Raw genomic sequence first — 16,113 nt, 5'->3', positions numbered from 1 at the left:
AACACTCCCGTGCAAAACACGGGAGTGGGACTATCCTGACAGCTCCTAGTGCAAAGTCTCGCCACACAGGAGGTGTGTCATGCACGCTGTCGAGCATTCGAGCCGCTTGGAGCGGATCATTCAGGAACGGTTTATCCAAGCCCCCGTTGACGTCGTTTACGACTACGTGACCCAGCCTGACCGCTGGCACGAGTGGCACCCCACTTCCCTCAGCGCCGACACCGGCACCACCGGCTCACTCCCGGCCGGCACCCGCTTTACCGAAGTCATCGACCTGCTGGGTGTGCGTGTGCCCATGAGCTATCGCGTGCAAATCGCCCGCCATCCGACTGAATTCAAGACTGTGTTCACTTCCCTGGCCGTGGACGGCGCCATTCACTATTTTTTGCAGCCCCATCACGGTGGCACGCTGTTCAAGCGCATATTGACCTACGAAACCGAGCTGCAACTGGCCACCTTGCATGAGCGCATGGTCGAGCTGTCCGACGTTGCCCTGGACCAGCTCAAGCATCGGCTGGAAAACGCGCCCTTCGTATAATTTGGAAACATTACTGGCACCTCCTCCGACCTGTAGACGCTGGCTTGCCTGCGATGACGTCGTCATGATCGCCCCCATTCCCGACGACGTCCTCTTGCTCACGAGACCCGCATGAAAAACCCATTGCGACTGGCCCTGCTTTCAGCCCTGCTCACCTCCAGCCTGGCCCAGGCTGCCGAGCTGATCCCTATCGACGTGCACCGCGACGCCAACTGTGGCTGCTGCAAAAAGTGGATCAGTCACCTGCAAAGCAACGGGTTCAAGGTCAACGACCATGTCGAAGCCGACATGAGTGCCGTCAAGCAGCGCTTGGGCGTGGCACCGCGCCTGGGCTCGTGCCACACCGCCGTGATCGACGGCAAGTTCGTCGAGGGCCATGTGCCTGCCGAACAGGTGCTGGCCTTGCGCAAACGCGACGACTTGCTCGGCATCGCGGCGCCGGGCATGCCCATGGGGTCACCGGGCATGGAGATGGACGGCAAAAGCGACGCCTATCAGGTCATCGGCCTGACCCGCGAAGGCAAAGACGTGGTGGTGGCCGACTACCCGACCCATTGAGTCATGCTCACCGGTTACCTGGGCCTCTTCTTCGCCGCCTTCGGTGCCGCCACGCTGTTGCCGATGCAATCGGAAGCGGTGCTGGTGGGCCTGTTGATCAGCGGCCATTACAGCCTGTGGTGGCTGCTCGCGCTCGCCACCGTTGGCAACGTACTGGGCTCGGTGGTGAATTGGTGGCTGGGGCGCTCGGTCGAGCGTTTCAAGACGCGGCGCTGGTTTCCGGTCAGCCCGCGGCACCTGGAAAAGGCGCGCGCGCACTACCAACGCTGGGGGCATTGGTCGTTGTTGCTCAGTTGGGTGCCGATTATCGGCGACCCGCTGACCCTGGTGGCTGGCGTCATGCGTGAACCGTTCTGGCGCTTTCTGCTGCTGGTCAGCGTGGCCAAGGGCGCGCGATACGCGGTGCTGGCGCTCGTGACGCTGAGCCAGCTCACGCACCGGTAACGCGAGACCATTGGTCGACACTGTCAAATCTGACAGCTAGACGCTAGCCCGGTCGGCCCTTAATTTCCTACGTATACGCACGGTTATGCGGACATTCCCCGTAAGAATCTTCTGTTTATCCGCGCCGTTGAGCTGTGCCCATCGGCCGGTCCAAGGGGTTAATCCTCGATTAATCGCTTGCCGACAGCATCCGATTTTCACTGCGGAGCCCACCATGCACGCCAAGCGTATGTTCTATCTCACCGGCCTGTTACTCACCGCGACCCTGACCGGCTGCGCCACCGGCAAACACGACACCTACGGTCCCGAACTGCAGGGGTTCAAATACCCCTACCCGCTGGCACGGTTCAAATTCGTGTCCCAAGGCCAAACCGTGCAAATGGGCTACATGGACGTCGCCCCCAAAGGCACGCCCAATGGCCGCAGCATTGTGCTGATGCACGGCAAGAACTTCTGCGCCGCCACCTGGGAAGGCTCGATCAAACCGCTCAGCGAAGCCGGTTACCGAGTGGTGGTGCCGGACCAGATCGGTTTTTGTACCTCCAGCAAGCCTGATCACTACCAATACAGCTTTCAGCAACTGGCGATCAACACCCATCAATTGCTGCAAAAGCTCGGCATTCAAAAAGCCACGGTCCTGGGCCATTCCGCCGGCGGCATGCTCGCCACCCGCTACGCCTTGCTCTACCCACAGCAAACCGAGCAACTGGTGATGGTCAACCCCATCGGGCTGGAGGACTGGAAAGCCCTCGGCGTGCCCTACCGTACCGTCGACCAGTGGGCTCAATCAGAGAGCCGGCTGACCTACCAAAGCGTGCGCGCCTATCAACAGCGCCATTACTACGCCGGGCGCTGGGAACCGGCCTTCGACCGTTGGGTGGACATGCTGGTCGGGCTTACCAATGGCTCCGGTCACACAGAGGTGGTGCGCAATTCCGCGGCGCTGTACGACATGCTCTTCACCCAGCCGGTGTACTACGAGTTCAAAAACCTGCAGGTGCCGACGCTGCTGCTGATTGGCACCGAGGACACCACGGCCCTCAACAGTGACCTGGCGTCGCCACAAGTGCAGGCGAAAATCGGCAACTACAAGGTGCTGGGCAAGCAAGTCGCCCAGTTGATCCCTCGTGCCACGCTGGTGGAATTCGACGGCCTGGGCCACTCGCCGCAAGTGGAAGACCCTGAACGGTTCAACGCAGCGCTACTGCAGGGTTTGAGCGCGCCTTGAAGCGATCACCGCTGGGGCGCTGGCTGGTCACGCAGCGCTCCGTTAATCCTCGCTTAATCCCCTCGCCACAGCATCCGAGACACTGTTTTCGGAGCCTGCCCCATGACGTTGATCCGCTCACTGTGCGCCGCCAGCCTGTTGCTGAGCACCGCCGTCCCCGCCTTCGCCGCCACTGAAGGCCCCGCCTATGGCCCCGAGTTGCAAGGCTTCAAGTACCCCTATCCCGTCGAGCATTTCAACTTTCAGTCCCAGGGCAAAAGCCTGCAGATGGGTTATATGGACGTGCCCGCCCAAGGCAAGGCCAACGGGCGCAGCGTGGTACTGATGCATGGCAAGAACTTTTGCGGCGCCACCTGGGATGAATCGATTAAAGCCTTGAGCGGCGCCGGTTACCGGGTGATCGCGCCCGACCAGATCGGGTTCTGCACGTCCAGCAAGCCCGACCACTACCAATACAGTTTCCAGCAACTGGCGCTCAACACCCACCAACTGCTGGAAAAACTCGGCATTCAAAAGGCCACCATCGTCGGCCATTCCACCGGCGGCATGCTTGCCACCCGCTACGCGCTGTTGTACCCGGCGCAAACCGAGCAGCTGGCGCTGGTCAACCCGATCGGCCTGGAAGACTGGAAAGCGCTGGGCGTGCCCTATCGCAGCGTTGACCAATGGTATGAACGCGAGCTGAAACTGAGCGCCGACGGCATTCGCCAGTATGAACTCAACACTTACTACGTCGGGCGCTGGAAGCCCGAGTACGACCGTTGGGTCGACATGCTCGCCGGCTTGAACAAAGGTCCGGGGCACACCCAGGTGGCATGGAACTCGGCGTTGATTTACGACATGATCTTCACCCAGCCGGTGTACTACGAGTTCAAGGATTTGCAGATGCCCACGCTGCTGCTGATCGGCACGTCCGATACCACCGCCATCGGCAGCGATATCGCGCCGCCAGCGGTCAAGGCCAGGCTCGGTCATTACGACGTGCTCGGCAAGCAAGTGGCCAAGTTGATCCCCCGCGCAACCCTGGTGGAATTCCCGGGCCTTGGGCACGCGCCGCAGATGGAAGAGCCGGTGAAGTTTAATCAGACGCTGTTGCAGGGGTTGAACGCCCTTTAATCCAACCTTTTTCGAGGCACTCGTGAATGTCGGTACAGATCGCAGTCATTGATGATTGGCAGGATGTAGCCAGTGGCGTGGTGGATTGGTCGGTGCTGCAGTCGGTGGGCCAGGTGCATTTCCTGCACGACTACCCGGCGGACACCGCGTTGATGATTGAGCGCTTGAAGGGGTTTGAAGTGATTTGCGTGATGCGCGAACGCTCAACCTTCGACAAGGCGCTGTTGCAGGGCCTGCCCAGGTTGAAATTGCTGGTGACCGGCGGCATGCGCAACGCGGCCATCGACATCGCGGCGGCCAAGGCCTTGGGAATCCAGGTGTGCGGCACCGACAGCTATAAGCAGGCGGCGCCGGAATTGACCTGGGCACTGATCATGGCCTCGACCCGCAACCTGCTGGTCGAGGCCAATGCGTTGCGCGACGGCGGCTGGCAGGTTGGCCTGGGCGGTGATCTGTACGGCAAGACCCTGGGGATCCTGGGGCTGGGCAGCATTGGTCAGAAGGTCGCGCAATTTGCCCAGGTGTTCGGCATGCGTGTGATCGCCTGGAGTGAAAACCTCACACCAGAACGTGCGGCCGAGTCGGGAGTGACCTGGGTCAGCAAGCGCGAGCTGTTTGAACAGGCCGACATCCTGACGGTGCATCTGGTACTCAGTGATCGCAGCCGCGGCCTGGTGGATGCCCAGGCGCTGGGCTGGATGAAGCCAACCGCACGGCTGGTGAATACGGCACGCGGGCCGATCGTGGACGAACAGGCGCTGGTGCAGGCCTTGTCCACCGGACGCCTGGCCGGGGCGGCGCTGGACGTGTATAGCCAAGAGCCACTACCCGCGGAGCACCCGTTCCGGCGCTTGCCCAATGTATTGGCCACGCCGCATGTGGGTTACGTGAGCGAGCAGAATTACCGGCAGTTCTACCAGCAGATGATCGAGGATATCCAGGCCTGGGCCGGCGGCACGCCCATTCGAGTGCTCGGGTAGCGCACCAATCAGGGGCGTACGCACTGCTCTGGCGAGGTGCGTGCACCCACCGGGGCGCGCGAAGCGACCCTGCGCTTGACTGCAGGACCCCGGGCAGTGTGCGGCTCAACGCGAGCACGTCTTGAGGCCACGCATTCCCCGACTACCCCGACGATCAGCGCAAGCATTCAACCTTGCATATCGTTAAAAGTTTTTTGTCCTACAAAATTCCCGCATAAACCATACAGGCTCTGGGATCTGGCCTAGACTCATGACCGATGGGTCCGTTCCAAAACAAAAACCCCGCAAAAAATCGAAACTTTCCAACTCTGCCATAGGTCCAGTTTTTAAGGGAGGCGAGTGCACGCGGTTCACGCCAAATGCCCGTCCATCCACTCTTTTTTAGCAATGAGTGCAACTGGCATACGCCTTGCCAGTTTGTACAGTGCTTGTGCGCCTGGCCGCAGGATGCGGTCTTCGGAGCCGATGGCAGCGGGCCATTAGCCAACCAGATATGTCGGAGAGAACTATGATCAGTGCTGCAGTAGAAACTCAGGGAGAGCGTTTTAGTCAGCCGGTAGGGGGGCCAACATCGTTGACCGACCTGCCCAACACTGTGCGGCCGATCGTGAGTCAGAACCCTAATAGAAAGAAAGTCCTGTTTGTCACCTCCGAATTCGCCGACCTGGTGAAAACCGGCGGCCTGGGCGACGTGTCCGCCGCCCTGCCCCGCGCCATGGCGCACTTGCACGACGTGCGTGTGCTGATTCCGGGTTATCCGCAAGTGATGGAAAGCGACAACCCGATCCATATCATCGGCGAACTGGGTGGCCACGCAGCGCTGCCGCCGTGCAAGATCGGGCGCATGGATCTCAAGGATGGCCTGGTCATCTATGTGCTGATCTGCCCCGAGCTGTATGAGCGCGAAGGCACGCCGTACGGCGCCAACAACGGCCGTGACTGGCCGGACAACCACATTCGCTTCGCACGCCTGGGCCTGGCCGCCGCCGACATGGCTGCCAACCTCGCACAGATCCACTGGTGCCCGGACCTGGTGCACGCCCATGACTGGCCCGCTGGCCTGGCTCCGGCTTATATGCACTGGCGTGGTTCGCGTACGCCAACGCTGTTCACCATTCATAACCTCGCCTACCAAGGCGTGGTCAGCCTGGCCTCCACCCCTGAGCTGGGGATCCCGCCGCATGCCCTGCAACAGGAAGGCATGGAGTTCTACGGCAAAATGTCGTTCCTCAAGGCAGGCATGGCGTATTCCAGCCATATCACCACCGTGAGCGCCACGTACGCCCAGGAAATCACCACGCCGGAATTCGGTTGCGGCCTCGATGGTTTCCTGGCGAGCAAGACTCAACAAGGCCTGCTCAGTGGTATCCCCAACGGTATCGATGAAAGCTGGGAGACCTCCACCGACACGCACCTGACCCACAACTTCAACATTGGTGACTGGGAAGGCAAAGCCATCAACGCCGCCCATGTGCGTGAGTTGTTCGGCCTGCACGACTCCACCGGCCCGCTGTTTGCGGTGGTGTCGCGCCTGGTTTACCAAAAAGGCCTGGACCTCACCGAGGCGGTCAGCAGCTTTATCGTCGAGAACGGTGGCCAGATTGCCATCATCGGCCGAGGTGAGCCTGAAGAAGAGCACGCCATGCGCGAGCTGGCCCTGCGCTTCCCGGGCCAGGTGGGTGTGCGCATCGGTTTCAATGAAACCGACGCCCGCCGCATGTTCGCCGGCAGTGACTTCCTGTTGATGCCATCGCGCTATGAGCCCTGCGGCCTGAGCCAGATGTACGCCCAGCGCTTCGGCTCGCTGCCGGTGGCACGCAATACCGGCGGCCTGGCCGACACCATTGAAAATGGCGTCACCGGGTTCCTGTTCAATGAATCCACGGTAGACAGCTACAAGGAAGCGCTGAGCCGCGCCTTCAGGGTATTTGCCAATACCGGCCTGCTCAATGCGATGCGCAGCCGCGCCATGACACAACCGTTCAACTGGTCCCAGGCAGTGGAACCCTACGCCGAACTGTATGAACAGCTTGTGGCTAAAGCACTGGGGAAATCGAACAAATAATCAAGGGAGGGCTTCATAGATGCCGTCACGGACTCTGGAAACCTGGCCCCACGGCGCAATTATGCTGGACGCGCAACACACGCGTTTTGCCCTGTGGGCGCCAGACGCGTTTTATGTCAGCGTTGAATTGGAAGACGGCAAGTCCATCGCCATGTTGCCTCAGGCAGATGGGTGGTTTGAGGTAGAAATAAAGTGCCCGGCGGGCACTCGCTACCGCTACAACATCGACGGCGAAAACGATGTACCCGACCCGGCATCCAGGGCGCAAGCCCAGGATGTTCATGGTTGGAGCGTGGTTGTCGATCCACTCGCCTATCAGTGGCGCCACAGCCAATGGCAGGGCCGCCCATGGCACGAAGCGGTGATCTACGAGCTGCACGTGGGTGCGCTGGGTGGCTACGCCGCCGTACAAAAACAGCTGCCACGCCTGGCTGAACTGGGCGTCACCGCGATTGAATTGATGCCGTTGGCGCAATTTCCCGGCGAACGCAATTGGGGTTACGACGGGGTTCTGCCTTATGCGCCACACTCCTCTTATGGCTCGCCGGAACAGCTCAAGCAATTGATCGACAGCGCCCACGAACACGGCCTGGCGGTGATGCTCGATGTGGTTTACAACCACTTCGGCCCGGACGGTAACTACCTGGGCCAATACGCCAAAGGCTTCTTTCAAGAAGACGTGCACACGCCCTGGGGCGCTGGCATCGATTTTGATCGTCGCGAAGTGCGCGACTTCTTCCTCGACAACGCGTTGATGTGGTTGCTCGAATACCGCTTCGACGGCCTGCGTCTGGACGCGGTGCACGCGATCGACAATCCCGATTTTCTCAAGGAGCTGGCCCACCGTGTTCGCCAGCAGGTGGACACAGGCCGGCACGTTTGGCTGGTGCTGGAAAACGAGCTGAACCAGGCCAGCCTGTTGAAAAACGATTTCGACGCGCAGTGGAACGATGACTTTCACAACGTGCTGCACGTATTGCTCACCGGCGAAACCGACGCCTATTACAGCGACTTCGCCGAAAACCCTACCGAAAAACTCGCGCGCTGCCTGGGTGAGGGCTTTATCTATCAGGGCCACACCACCCGCCATGGCCATGAGCGCGGCGAACCCAGTGGGGACTTGCCGCCCAGCGCCTTCGTGGCGTTTTTGCAGAACCATGACCAGATCGGTAACCGCGCGCTGGGCGAACGCCTGCATCAGCTGTGCTCACCGCAGGCGCTCAAGGCAGCCACGACTTTATTGCTGCTGTCACCGATGATTCCGTTGCTGTTCATGGGTGATGAAGTGAACGCCGAGGAACCGTTCCTGTTTTTCACCGATCACCATGGCGAGCTTGCCGAAGCTGTGCGCGAAGGCCGGCGCAACGAGTTTGCCGATTTTGCCGCATTCAAGGACCCGCAAAGGCGCGAACACATTCCCGACCCGAACGCCCTGCCCACCTTTGTGCAATCAGCGCCCGCCTTCACCGAAAACCAACACGCTCAGTTCTACCGCCAACTGTTGAGCTTGCGCCACCAGCGAATCGTGCCGCACTTGCCCGGCAGCGTGGCCTTGGGTGCGCAGGTACTGGGGCAAGGCGCCGTCAGCGCGCGCTGGCGCCTGGGCAACGGCAGTGTGTTGCAGATCGACTTGAACCTGGGCGCAGAACCGCTGGATCACCCCGCGCCGCCGCACCTGCTATTTGAAACGCCTGCTAGTGAAGGGGCGCATTTGGCGCCCTTCAGCGCGCGCGTTGCCCTATCCCCTGTTGGAGAGCACCTTTGAGCGAAGCGAACCTGGAAATACTCGCCAGCCGAGCGGGCCTGGCCGTCGATTGGATCGACGCAAACGGCCGTCCGCAACATGTTAAACCCGGCGCCTTGCGCGCCGTTCTCAAAGGCCTGGGCCACCCGGCCGATACCGATGCCGAAATCAACGCCAGCCTGCTCGAACTCGAACAGGTACAGCAAGACAAGCACCTGCCGCCGTTGATGACCGTCGACAGCGGCGAAGGCCTCGACCTGGCACGCTACTTTGCCGCGGACACGCCCTGCCGCGTCAACCTGGAAACCGGCGAAACCCTGGAGCTGCGCCTCGACGGTGATGCCGTGCTGCCAGGCGTCATCGCGCTGGGCTATCACCAGGTGCACATCGACGACCAGACCTTCACCCTGGCCGTGGCGCCCGCCCATTGCTACAGCGTGGCCGAAGCGGTTGACGCCCAACCCGCGCGCGCCTGGGGCCTGAGCGCCCAGCTGTATGCGCTGCGTCGTCTCGGCGACGGCGGTTTTGGCGACACACAGGCGTTGGAGCACATGGTCCGCGCCGCCGCCGAACGCGGCGCCGATGCCTTGGCGATCAGCCCGATGCACGCGATGTTCAGCGCCGACACCGAGCGCTTCAGCCCCTACTCGCCGTCCAGCCGCCTGTTTCTGAACAGCCTGTACGCCTCGCCTGCCTGCATTCTGGGCGAGCGCGAAGTGCGTAATGCCATCGACGCCTGCGGTTTGACCGAAGAGCTGCACACGCTGGAACAGCACACGCTGATCGACTGGCCCGCCGCCGCCAAGGCCAAGCAGCGCCTGTTGCGCGCCCTGTATGAAGACTTCCGCCACGGCGGACACCCCCAGCATGCCGATTTCCTGAGCTTTCGCCAGAACGGCGGTGAAGCCCTGGAGAACCACTGCCGCTTCGAAGCCGTGCAGGCCGTTCGCGCCGCCGCGGGTGAGGACCTCGACTGGCGGCACTGGCCCGAAGCCTGGCGCTCGCCGCAAAGCCCTGAACTGGTTAAGTTCGCCGCTGAACACCGTGACGAAATCGGCTTCTACGCGTTCAGCCAATGGCTGATCGCGCGTTGCCTGGAGCGTGCGCAGCAAGCGGCGCGTGGCAGCGGCATGGGCGTCGGCCTGATCGCCGACCTGGCCGTCGGCGCCGACGGCGGCGGCAGCCAGGCCTGGAGCCGCCAGGATGAATTGCTGGCGAACCTCACCGTGGGCGCGCCGCCCGATATTCTCAACCGCGCCGGTCAAGGTTGGGGCATCTCTGCGTTTTCCCCCGAAGGCCTCAAACGCAACGGTTTCCGCGCCTTTATCGAGATGCTGCGAGCCAACTTCGCCCATGCCGGCGGCCTGCGCATCGACCATGTGATGGGCCTGCAACGCCTGTGGGTGATCCCCATGGATGCCTCCCCGCGCGAGGGTGCGTACCTGTATTACCCGGTGGACGACCTGCTGCGGCTGCTGGCGCTGGAATCCCAGCGCCACAAGGCGATTGTGCTGGGTGAAGACCTCGGCACCGTGCCCGACGGCCTGCGCGAAAAACTCAGCGCGCGTTCGATTCTGGGCATGCGCGTGCTGCTGTTCGAACAAAATCACGATGGCCAGTTCAGGCCGATCCTCGACTGGCCGGACAATGCCTTGGCAACCACCAGCACCCACGATTTGCCGACCCTCAACGGTTGGTGGCACAGCCGCGACATCGAGTGGAATATCCAGCTCGGCCTGATCGACGCCCCGACGGTCGAGCAATGGAGCGAACACCGCCTGCGCGAACGTCAGGCGCTGCGCCAGGCCTTGAGCCAGGACCCGCAGAACTTTGTCGATGAAATTCGCAACGACACCGACCACATGATCGACGCCAGCGTGCGCTACCTCGGCCATACCCGTGCGCCGCTGGTATTGCTGCCACTGGAAGACGCGCTGGGCATCGAAGAACAAGCCAACTTGCCCGGCACCACCGACACCCATCCCAATTGGCGCCGTCGCCTGCCGGGCGAAGCCGCCAGCCTGCTCGACAACGCCGGCGCTGCCCGCCGCCTCGAACTGCTGGCCGTTGCGCGTAACCAAGCCTATGAGCGTGACCGATGAAAGCACTGCCCCTGCGCGCTACCCAGCGCCTGCAATTCCATAAAGGTTTTACCCTGGACGATGCGGTGCCTCTGGTGCCGTACTTCGCCCAGCTAGGCATCAGCCATTTGTACGCCTCACCGATACTCAGTGCCCGCGCCGGCTCCATGCACGGCTACGACGTGGTCGACCCGACGACCGTCAACCCCGAACTGGGCGGCGAGCCGGCCTTGCGTCGCCTGGTTGCTGCGCTGCGTGAACACCAGATGGGGTTGATCCTCGATATCGTCTCCAACCATATGGCCGTGGGTGGCGCGGACAACCCGTGGTGGCTGGACCTGCTCGAATGGGGACGCCTGAGCCCCTACAGCGAATTCTTCGATATTCAGTGGCACTCGCCAGACCCGTTACTCAAAGGCCAACTGCTGATGCCGTTCTTGGGCAGCGACTACGGCGAGGCCCTGCAAACCGGCACGCTGACGCTGCATTTCAACGCCGAGCATGGGGCCTTTTACGTCGAGCATTACGAACACCGCTTCCCGATCTGCCCGCGCGACTACGCATTGATCCTCGGCGCCGACGAGCCGCTCCGGCCGCTGGCCGAGCGTTTCAGCGCGCTGGCCTGTCAGGATGATGCCTACCACGAAGCCGCCTGGCTCAAGCAGGCACTGGCCGAACGCGCGACCGAAAGCGACGTGCGCCAGGCCATCGAGCAACGTCTGGGCGAGTTCGACGCGCGCCAGCCCGAGGGTTTCAATCGTCTGCATCAATTGCTCGAAGAACAAGTCTACCGGCTCGCCAGCTGGCGCACGGCGGCGGACGATATCAACTGGCGGCGCTTCTTTGATGTCAACGAATTGGGCGGCTTGCGCGTCGAACGCAAAGCGGTGTTCGAGGCCACCCACGGCAAGATCTTCGAGCTGATCAGCGAGGGCCTGATCGATGGCTTGCGCATCGACCATATCGACGGCCTGGCCGATCCCCGCGGTTACTGCCGCAAGCTGCGGCGTCGGGTTGATTCACTGGCGCCCGAACGGCACTTGCCGATCTTCGTGGAAAAAATACTCGGTGAAGGCGAAACCCTGCGCGAAGACTGGAACGTGGACGGCACCACCGGCTACGAATTCATGAACCAGCTGTCGTTGCTGCAGCACGATCCTCAAGGCTTCGAGCCGCTTGCCGAGTTGTGGACCCGCCACAGCGGACGGCCAGCGGCATTTATCGAAGAAGCCTGGCTGGCGCGCCAGCAGATCCTGAATGGCTCGCTGGCCGGTGACTTCGAAAGCGTGGCCCAGGCCCTGCTGCAAGTGGCCCGTGACGATGTGATGACCCGTGACCTGACCCTGGGCGCGATCCGCCGCGCCTTGCAGGAACTGATCGTGCACTTCCCGGTGTACCGCACTTACATCAGCGCCCGTGGCCGCAGCGAAAACGATGACGTGTTTTTCCTGCAAGCCCTGGCCGGTGCCCGCAGCACCTTGAGCGAAGGCGACTGGCCGGTGCTCGACCACCTGGAAAAATGGCTGGGCGGCCAGCCGTGGCGCCATCGCCCGATCGGGCGTGAGCGCAAGATACTCAAGCATGCCTGTGTGCGCTTCCAGCAACTGACCTCTCCGGCCGCCGCCAAGGCCGTGGAAGACACCGCGTTCTATCGCTCGGCAGTACTGCTGTCGCGCAATGACGTGGGTTTCAGCACCGAGCAGTTCAGTGCGCCGATGGCGGCGTTTCACACCGTCAACCAACAGCGCTTGCAGACCTTTCCCGACAACCTGCTGGCCACCGCCACCCACGACCACAAGCGCGGCGAAGATACCCGCGCACGCCTGGCGGTATTGAGTGAATGCGCGCCGTGGTACGTCGAACAGGTTGAGCATTGGCGCACCCTCGCCGCCCCGTTGCGCGAGGATGCCAATAGCCCGTCGGCCGGTGACGAGCTGATCCTGTATCAAGTGCTGCTGGGCAGTTGGCCACTGGACCTGCACCTGGACGTCGAGAACTACCAGCAGCGCCTCTGGCAATGGCAGCAAAAGGCCCTGCGCGAAGCCAAGTTGCAAAGCAGCTGGAGCGCACCGAACGAGGCCTATGAACAAGGCGTCGAGGCGTTTCTCTCGCGCTTGTTGCTCAGCGAGGCCGGCAGCGCGTTGCGCACCGCCCTGGGCAATGCCGCTCACGCGATTGCCGCGGCTGGCGCAGTCAACAGCCTGGCGCAATCCTTGCTTCGTATCACCGTGCCGGGTGTACCGGACTTGTACCAGGGCGATGAGTTCTGGGACTTCAGCCTGGTGGACCCGGACAACCGTCGTCCGGTGGACTTCAGCGCACGGCAACAAGCGCTGAACACACCCCCGGACATCCCTGAACTGTTGTCCAACTGGCGCGACGGGCGCGTCAAGCAAGCGCTGATTGCCCAAGTGCTGGCGTTGCGCAAGGCGAACCCCGAGATCTTCCACAGCGGCCGCTACACACCGCTGGAGGTCACCGGCACGCACGCAGAACACGTGGTCGCATTCTGTCGCGAACATGAAGGCAAACGCCTGCTGGTGGTGGTGCCGCGCTGGCCTCATCGCCTGCTGGAAAACGGTGAGCGGCCCCACATCAACGCGCAGGTTTGGGGCGATACGCGGGTGAAATTACCGTTCGCCGCGACAACGCAAAACTGGAAGGGACTTTTTCATACGGGCGCAGTCACACCAAACAAGGAGCTGTTGATCAGCGCTGCCCTGGGGGATTTCCCGGTCAATGTCTTTATCAATCCTGATGATCAAGAAAGCTGAAACTTTTCTGTGAGGAGCATTGTGATGAGTACTGAAGACAAACGTATTCGCGAGTTGGCGCATCAGATCTGGGAATCCGAGGGCAAGCCCCACGGAGAGGACACCCGCCACTGGGAGATGGCGCGCAAACTGGCCGAAGCCGAAGCGCTGACGCCAAGCAAACCCAAGGCCGCTGCCAAGCCGAAAACCGCGCCCAAGCCTGCGCCCAAAGCCAAGCCGCCAGCACCGGCGGCGAGCAAACCGGCGCCGCCTGCGGCGAAAAAGCCCGCAGCGCCGAAAAAACCCAAGCCTTAAGCGTCACGACCTTACGGGCCTCCTCCCGGCGCTGCCGGCAGGAGGTTCCCTTTTGAATATCCACTGCGTCAGCTGAACGATCGCCAGCACGGTCGCGCTCGGCCCGAAAAAAGACCCTTGCAGGAGCAACTCAATGAGCAAACCAGATAAAAACCAACCGACGCCGGAAAACGAGCCGTCGCGGATTCGTGAAGGTTTGCCCTTCCCCCTCGGCGCCACCTGGGACGGCCTGGGCGTCAACTTTGCGCTGTTCTCGGCCAACGCCACCAAAGTTGAACTGTGCCTGTTTGACGACACCGGCGAAGTTGAGCTGGAACGTATCGAACTGCCCGAATACACCGACGAAACCTTCCACGGTTACCTGCCCGACGCCCACCCTGGGCTGATTTACGGCTACCGCGTATACGGTGCATACGACCCGGCCAATGGTCATCGCTTCAACCACAACAAATTGCTGATCGACCCCTATGCCAAACAGCTAGTGGGCGAACTCAAATGGTCCGAGGCGTTGTTCGGCTACACCATCGGCCACCCCGACGACGACCTCAGTTTCGACGAACGCGACAGCGCGCCCTTCGTGCCCAAGTGCAAGGTCATCGACCCGGCGCACACCTGGGGCAACGACCAGCCGGTGCGGGTGCCATGGGACCGCACAATCATTTATGAAACCCACCTGCGCGGCATCAGCATGCGCCATCCTTCGGTTGGCGAATCGGTGCGCGGCACCTGCGCCGGGCTGATGGAAGATGACGTGCTCAAGCACATCCGCCAGCTGGGCGTGTCGTCGGTGGAATTGCTGCCCGTGCACGCATTCGTCAACGACCAGCACCTGCTGCAAAAAGGCATGACTAACTACTGGGGCTACAACAGCATCGCCTTCTTCGCCCCGGACCCGCGCTACCTGGCCAGCGGCAAGATCGCCGAGTTCAAGGAAATGGTCGCGCACCTGCACGAAGCCAAGCTGGAAGTGATCCTCGACGTGGTCTACAACCACACCGCCGAAGGCAACGAGCGTGGCCCGACCCTGTCCATGCGCGGCATCGACAACGCCTCCTACTATCGCCTGATGCCTGACGACAAGCGCTTCTACATCAACGATTCCGGAACCGGCAACACCCTGGACCTGAGCCACCCGTGCGTGCTGCAAATGGTCACCGACTCCTTGCGTTACTGGGCCACCGAGATGCACGTGGACGGTTTCCGCTTTGACCTGGCGACCATTCTGGGCCGTTACCGCGATGGCTTCGACGAACGCCACAGCTTCCTCGTGGCCTGCCGCCAGGACCCGGTGCTGCGCCAGGTGAAAATGATCGCCGAACCCTGGGACTGCGGCCCCGGTGGCTACCAAGTGGGCAAATTCCCACCGGGTTGGGTGGAATGGAACGACCGTTTCCGCGACACCGTGCGCGCGTTCTGGAAAGGCGACGACGGCCAGTTGGCAGACTTCGCTGCACGCATGACGGCGTCCGGCGAGATGTTCAACCAGCGTGGTCGACGCCCGTACAGCTCGGTGAACTTCATCACCGCCCACGATGGCTTCACCTTGCACGACCTGGTGTCGTACAACGACAAGCACAACGAAGCCAACGACGAAAACAACCAGGACGGCAGCAACAACAACCTGTCCTGGAACCACGGCGTCGAAGGGCCTACCGAAGACCCGGAAATCAACGCGCTGCGCCTGCGCCAGATGCGCAACTTTTTCGCCACCCTGCTCTTGGCCCAAGGCACACCGATGCTGGTGGCCGGTGACGAGTTCGCACGCACCCAGCACGGCAACAACAATGCCTACTGCCAGGACAGCGAGATCGGCTGGGTCAACTGGGAGCTGGACGACGACGGCAAGGCGCTGCTCAAGTTCGTGAAACGCCTGATCAAGCTGCGCCTGGCGTATCCGATCCTGCGCCGTGGACGCTTCCTGGTGGGTGACTACAACGAAGACATCGGGGTGAAGGATGTCACTTGGCTGGCGCCAGATGGCAACGAAATGACCACCGAACAGTGGCAAGACAGCCATGGCCGTTGCCTGGGCATGCTGATGGACGGCCGCGCCCAGGAAACCGGGATTCGCCGCCCGGGTGGCGATGCGACGTTGCTGCTGGTGGTCAACGCCCACCACGACATGGTCAATTTCCGCCTGCCACCGGTGCCGGAAGGCGAATTCTGGACCTGCATGCTCGACACCAATGAGCCGGCGGTTCGCGGCCAGGAGCGCTTTGATTTCGAGCACGAGTACGCGGTCACCGGCCGCTCGCTGTTGCTGTTTGAACTGCAGCACGACGAGGTGTGAA

At 61.9% G+C, this 16,113-nt stretch carries 12 protein-coding genes; all 12 read left to right on the top strand.

Annotated elements, in window-relative coordinates:
* Positions 1 to 79 precede the first annotated feature (79 nt).
* Positions 80 to 538: an SRPBCC family protein gene (locus tag ACM530_RS24540; protein WP_416363395.1), complete on the top strand. Its 459-nt coding sequence runs from the start codon at positions 80 to 82 to the stop codon at positions 536 to 538.
* Positions 539 to 649: 111 nt separating this feature from the next.
* Complete coding sequence (locus ACM530_RS24535; protein ID WP_416363394.1) at positions 650 to 1,096, top strand: DUF411 domain-containing protein; 447 nt, start codon at positions 650 to 652, stop codon at positions 1,094 to 1,096.
* Between the two features lie 3 nt (positions 1,097 to 1,099).
* Positions 1,100 to 1,540, top strand: a complete 441-nt coding sequence (locus tag ACM530_RS24530; protein ID WP_416363393.1) for a YqaA family protein — start codon at positions 1,100 to 1,102, stop codon at positions 1,538 to 1,540.
* A gap of 214 nt (positions 1,541 to 1,754) precedes the next feature.
* Positions 1,755 to 2,768 carry an alpha/beta fold hydrolase gene (locus tag ACM530_RS24525; RefSeq protein WP_242198109.1) on the top strand — a complete coding sequence of 338 codons (1,014 nt, stop codon included), beginning with the start codon at positions 1,755 to 1,757 and terminating at the stop codon, positions 2,766 to 2,768.
* Between the two features lie 102 nt (positions 2,769 to 2,870).
* Complete coding sequence (locus ACM530_RS24520; RefSeq protein WP_145161037.1) at positions 2,871 to 3,884, top strand: alpha/beta fold hydrolase; 1,014 nt, start codon at positions 2,871 to 2,873, stop codon at positions 3,882 to 3,884.
* 26 nt (positions 3,885 to 3,910) lie between these two features.
* Positions 3,911 to 4,864, top strand: coding sequence for a D-2-hydroxyacid dehydrogenase family protein (locus ACM530_RS24515; protein ID WP_369303074.1), 954 nt, complete (start codon positions 3,911 to 3,913; stop codon positions 4,862 to 4,864).
* Positions 4,865 to 5,372: 508 nt separating this feature from the next.
* Positions 5,373 to 6,929, top strand: a complete 1,557-nt coding sequence (gene glgA, locus ACM530_RS24510; protein WP_145161041.1) for a glycogen synthase GlgA — start codon at positions 5,373 to 5,375, stop codon at positions 6,927 to 6,929.
* A 19-nt stretch (positions 6,930 to 6,948) separates the two neighbouring features.
* Positions 6,949 to 8,694: a malto-oligosyltrehalose trehalohydrolase gene (gene treZ / locus ACM530_RS24505; RefSeq protein ID WP_416363392.1), complete on the top strand. Its 1,746-nt coding sequence runs from the start codon at positions 6,949 to 6,951 to the stop codon at positions 8,692 to 8,694.
* On the top strand, positions 8,691 to 10,775 hold the full coding sequence (malQ, locus tag ACM530_RS24500) for a 4-alpha-glucanotransferase (RefSeq protein WP_416363391.1): 2,085 nt from the start codon (positions 8,691 to 8,693) through the stop codon (positions 10,773 to 10,775). The genes treZ and malQ overlap by 4 nt, the downstream gene beginning before the upstream one ends.
* Positions 10,772 to 13,528, top strand: coding sequence for a malto-oligosyltrehalose synthase (locus ACM530_RS24495; RefSeq protein ID WP_416363390.1), 2,757 nt, complete (start codon positions 10,772 to 10,774; stop codon positions 13,526 to 13,528). The genes malQ and ACM530_RS24495 overlap by 4 nt, the downstream gene beginning before the upstream one ends.
* A gap of 24 nt (positions 13,529 to 13,552) precedes the next feature.
* A complete protein-coding gene (locus tag ACM530_RS24490) occupies positions 13,553 to 13,822 on the top strand; it encodes a DUF2934 domain-containing protein (RefSeq protein WP_106579064.1) in 270 nt (89 codons plus the stop codon).
* A 133-nt stretch (positions 13,823 to 13,955) separates the two neighbouring features.
* Positions 13,956 to 16,112: a glycogen debranching protein GlgX gene (gene glgX, locus ACM530_RS24485; protein ID WP_145161049.1), complete on the top strand. Its 2,157-nt coding sequence runs from the start codon at positions 13,956 to 13,958 to the stop codon at positions 16,110 to 16,112.
* Position 16,113 lies beyond the last annotated feature (1 nt).

The organism is Pseudomonas sp. NFX183 (assembly GCF_047943075.1).
Taxonomy (GTDB): Bacteria; Pseudomonadota; Gammaproteobacteria; order Pseudomonadales; family Pseudomonadaceae; genus Aquipseudomonas.
The sequence above is the reverse complement of the archived record's forward strand: the minus strand, read 5'-3'. Positions and strand labels throughout refer to the sequence as shown.

What these genes read in the sequence shown, in the direction of transcription:
- glgX (WP_145161049.1), top strand. Translation starts at nt 13,956, where the DNA reads ATGAGCAAACCAGATAAAAACCAACCGACGCCGGAAAACGAGCCGTCG.
- ACM530_RS24520 (WP_145161037.1), top strand. Translation starts at nt 2,871, where the DNA reads ATGACGTTGATCCGCTCACTGTGCGCCGCCAGCCTGTTGCTGAGCACC.
- ACM530_RS24490 (WP_106579064.1), top strand. Translation starts at nt 13,553, where the DNA reads ATGAGTACTGAAGACAAACGTATTCGCGAGTTGGCGCATCAGATCTGG.
- glgA (WP_145161041.1), top strand. Translation starts at nt 5,373, where the DNA reads ATGATCAGTGCTGCAGTAGAAACTCAGGGAGAGCGTTTTAGTCAGCCG.
- ACM530_RS24515 (WP_369303074.1), top strand. Translation starts at nt 3,911, where the DNA reads ATGTCGGTACAGATCGCAGTCATTGATGATTGGCAGGATGTAGCCAGT.
- ACM530_RS24540 (WP_416363395.1), top strand. Translation starts at nt 80, where the DNA reads ATGCACGCTGTCGAGCATTCGAGCCGCTTGGAGCGGATCATTCAGGAA.
- ACM530_RS24530 (WP_416363393.1), top strand. Translation starts at nt 1,100, where the DNA reads ATGCTCACCGGTTACCTGGGCCTCTTCTTCGCCGCCTTCGGTGCCGCC.
- ACM530_RS24525 (WP_242198109.1), top strand. Translation starts at nt 1,755, where the DNA reads ATGCACGCCAAGCGTATGTTCTATCTCACCGGCCTGTTACTCACCGCG.
- treZ (WP_416363392.1), top strand. Translation starts at nt 6,949, where the DNA reads ATGCCGTCACGGACTCTGGAAACCTGGCCCCACGGCGCAATTATGCTG.
- ACM530_RS24495 (WP_416363390.1), top strand. Translation starts at nt 10,772, where the DNA reads ATGAAAGCACTGCCCCTGCGCGCTACCCAGCGCCTGCAATTCCATAAA.
- ACM530_RS24535 (WP_416363394.1), top strand. Translation starts at nt 650, where the DNA reads ATGAAAAACCCATTGCGACTGGCCCTGCTTTCAGCCCTGCTCACCTCC.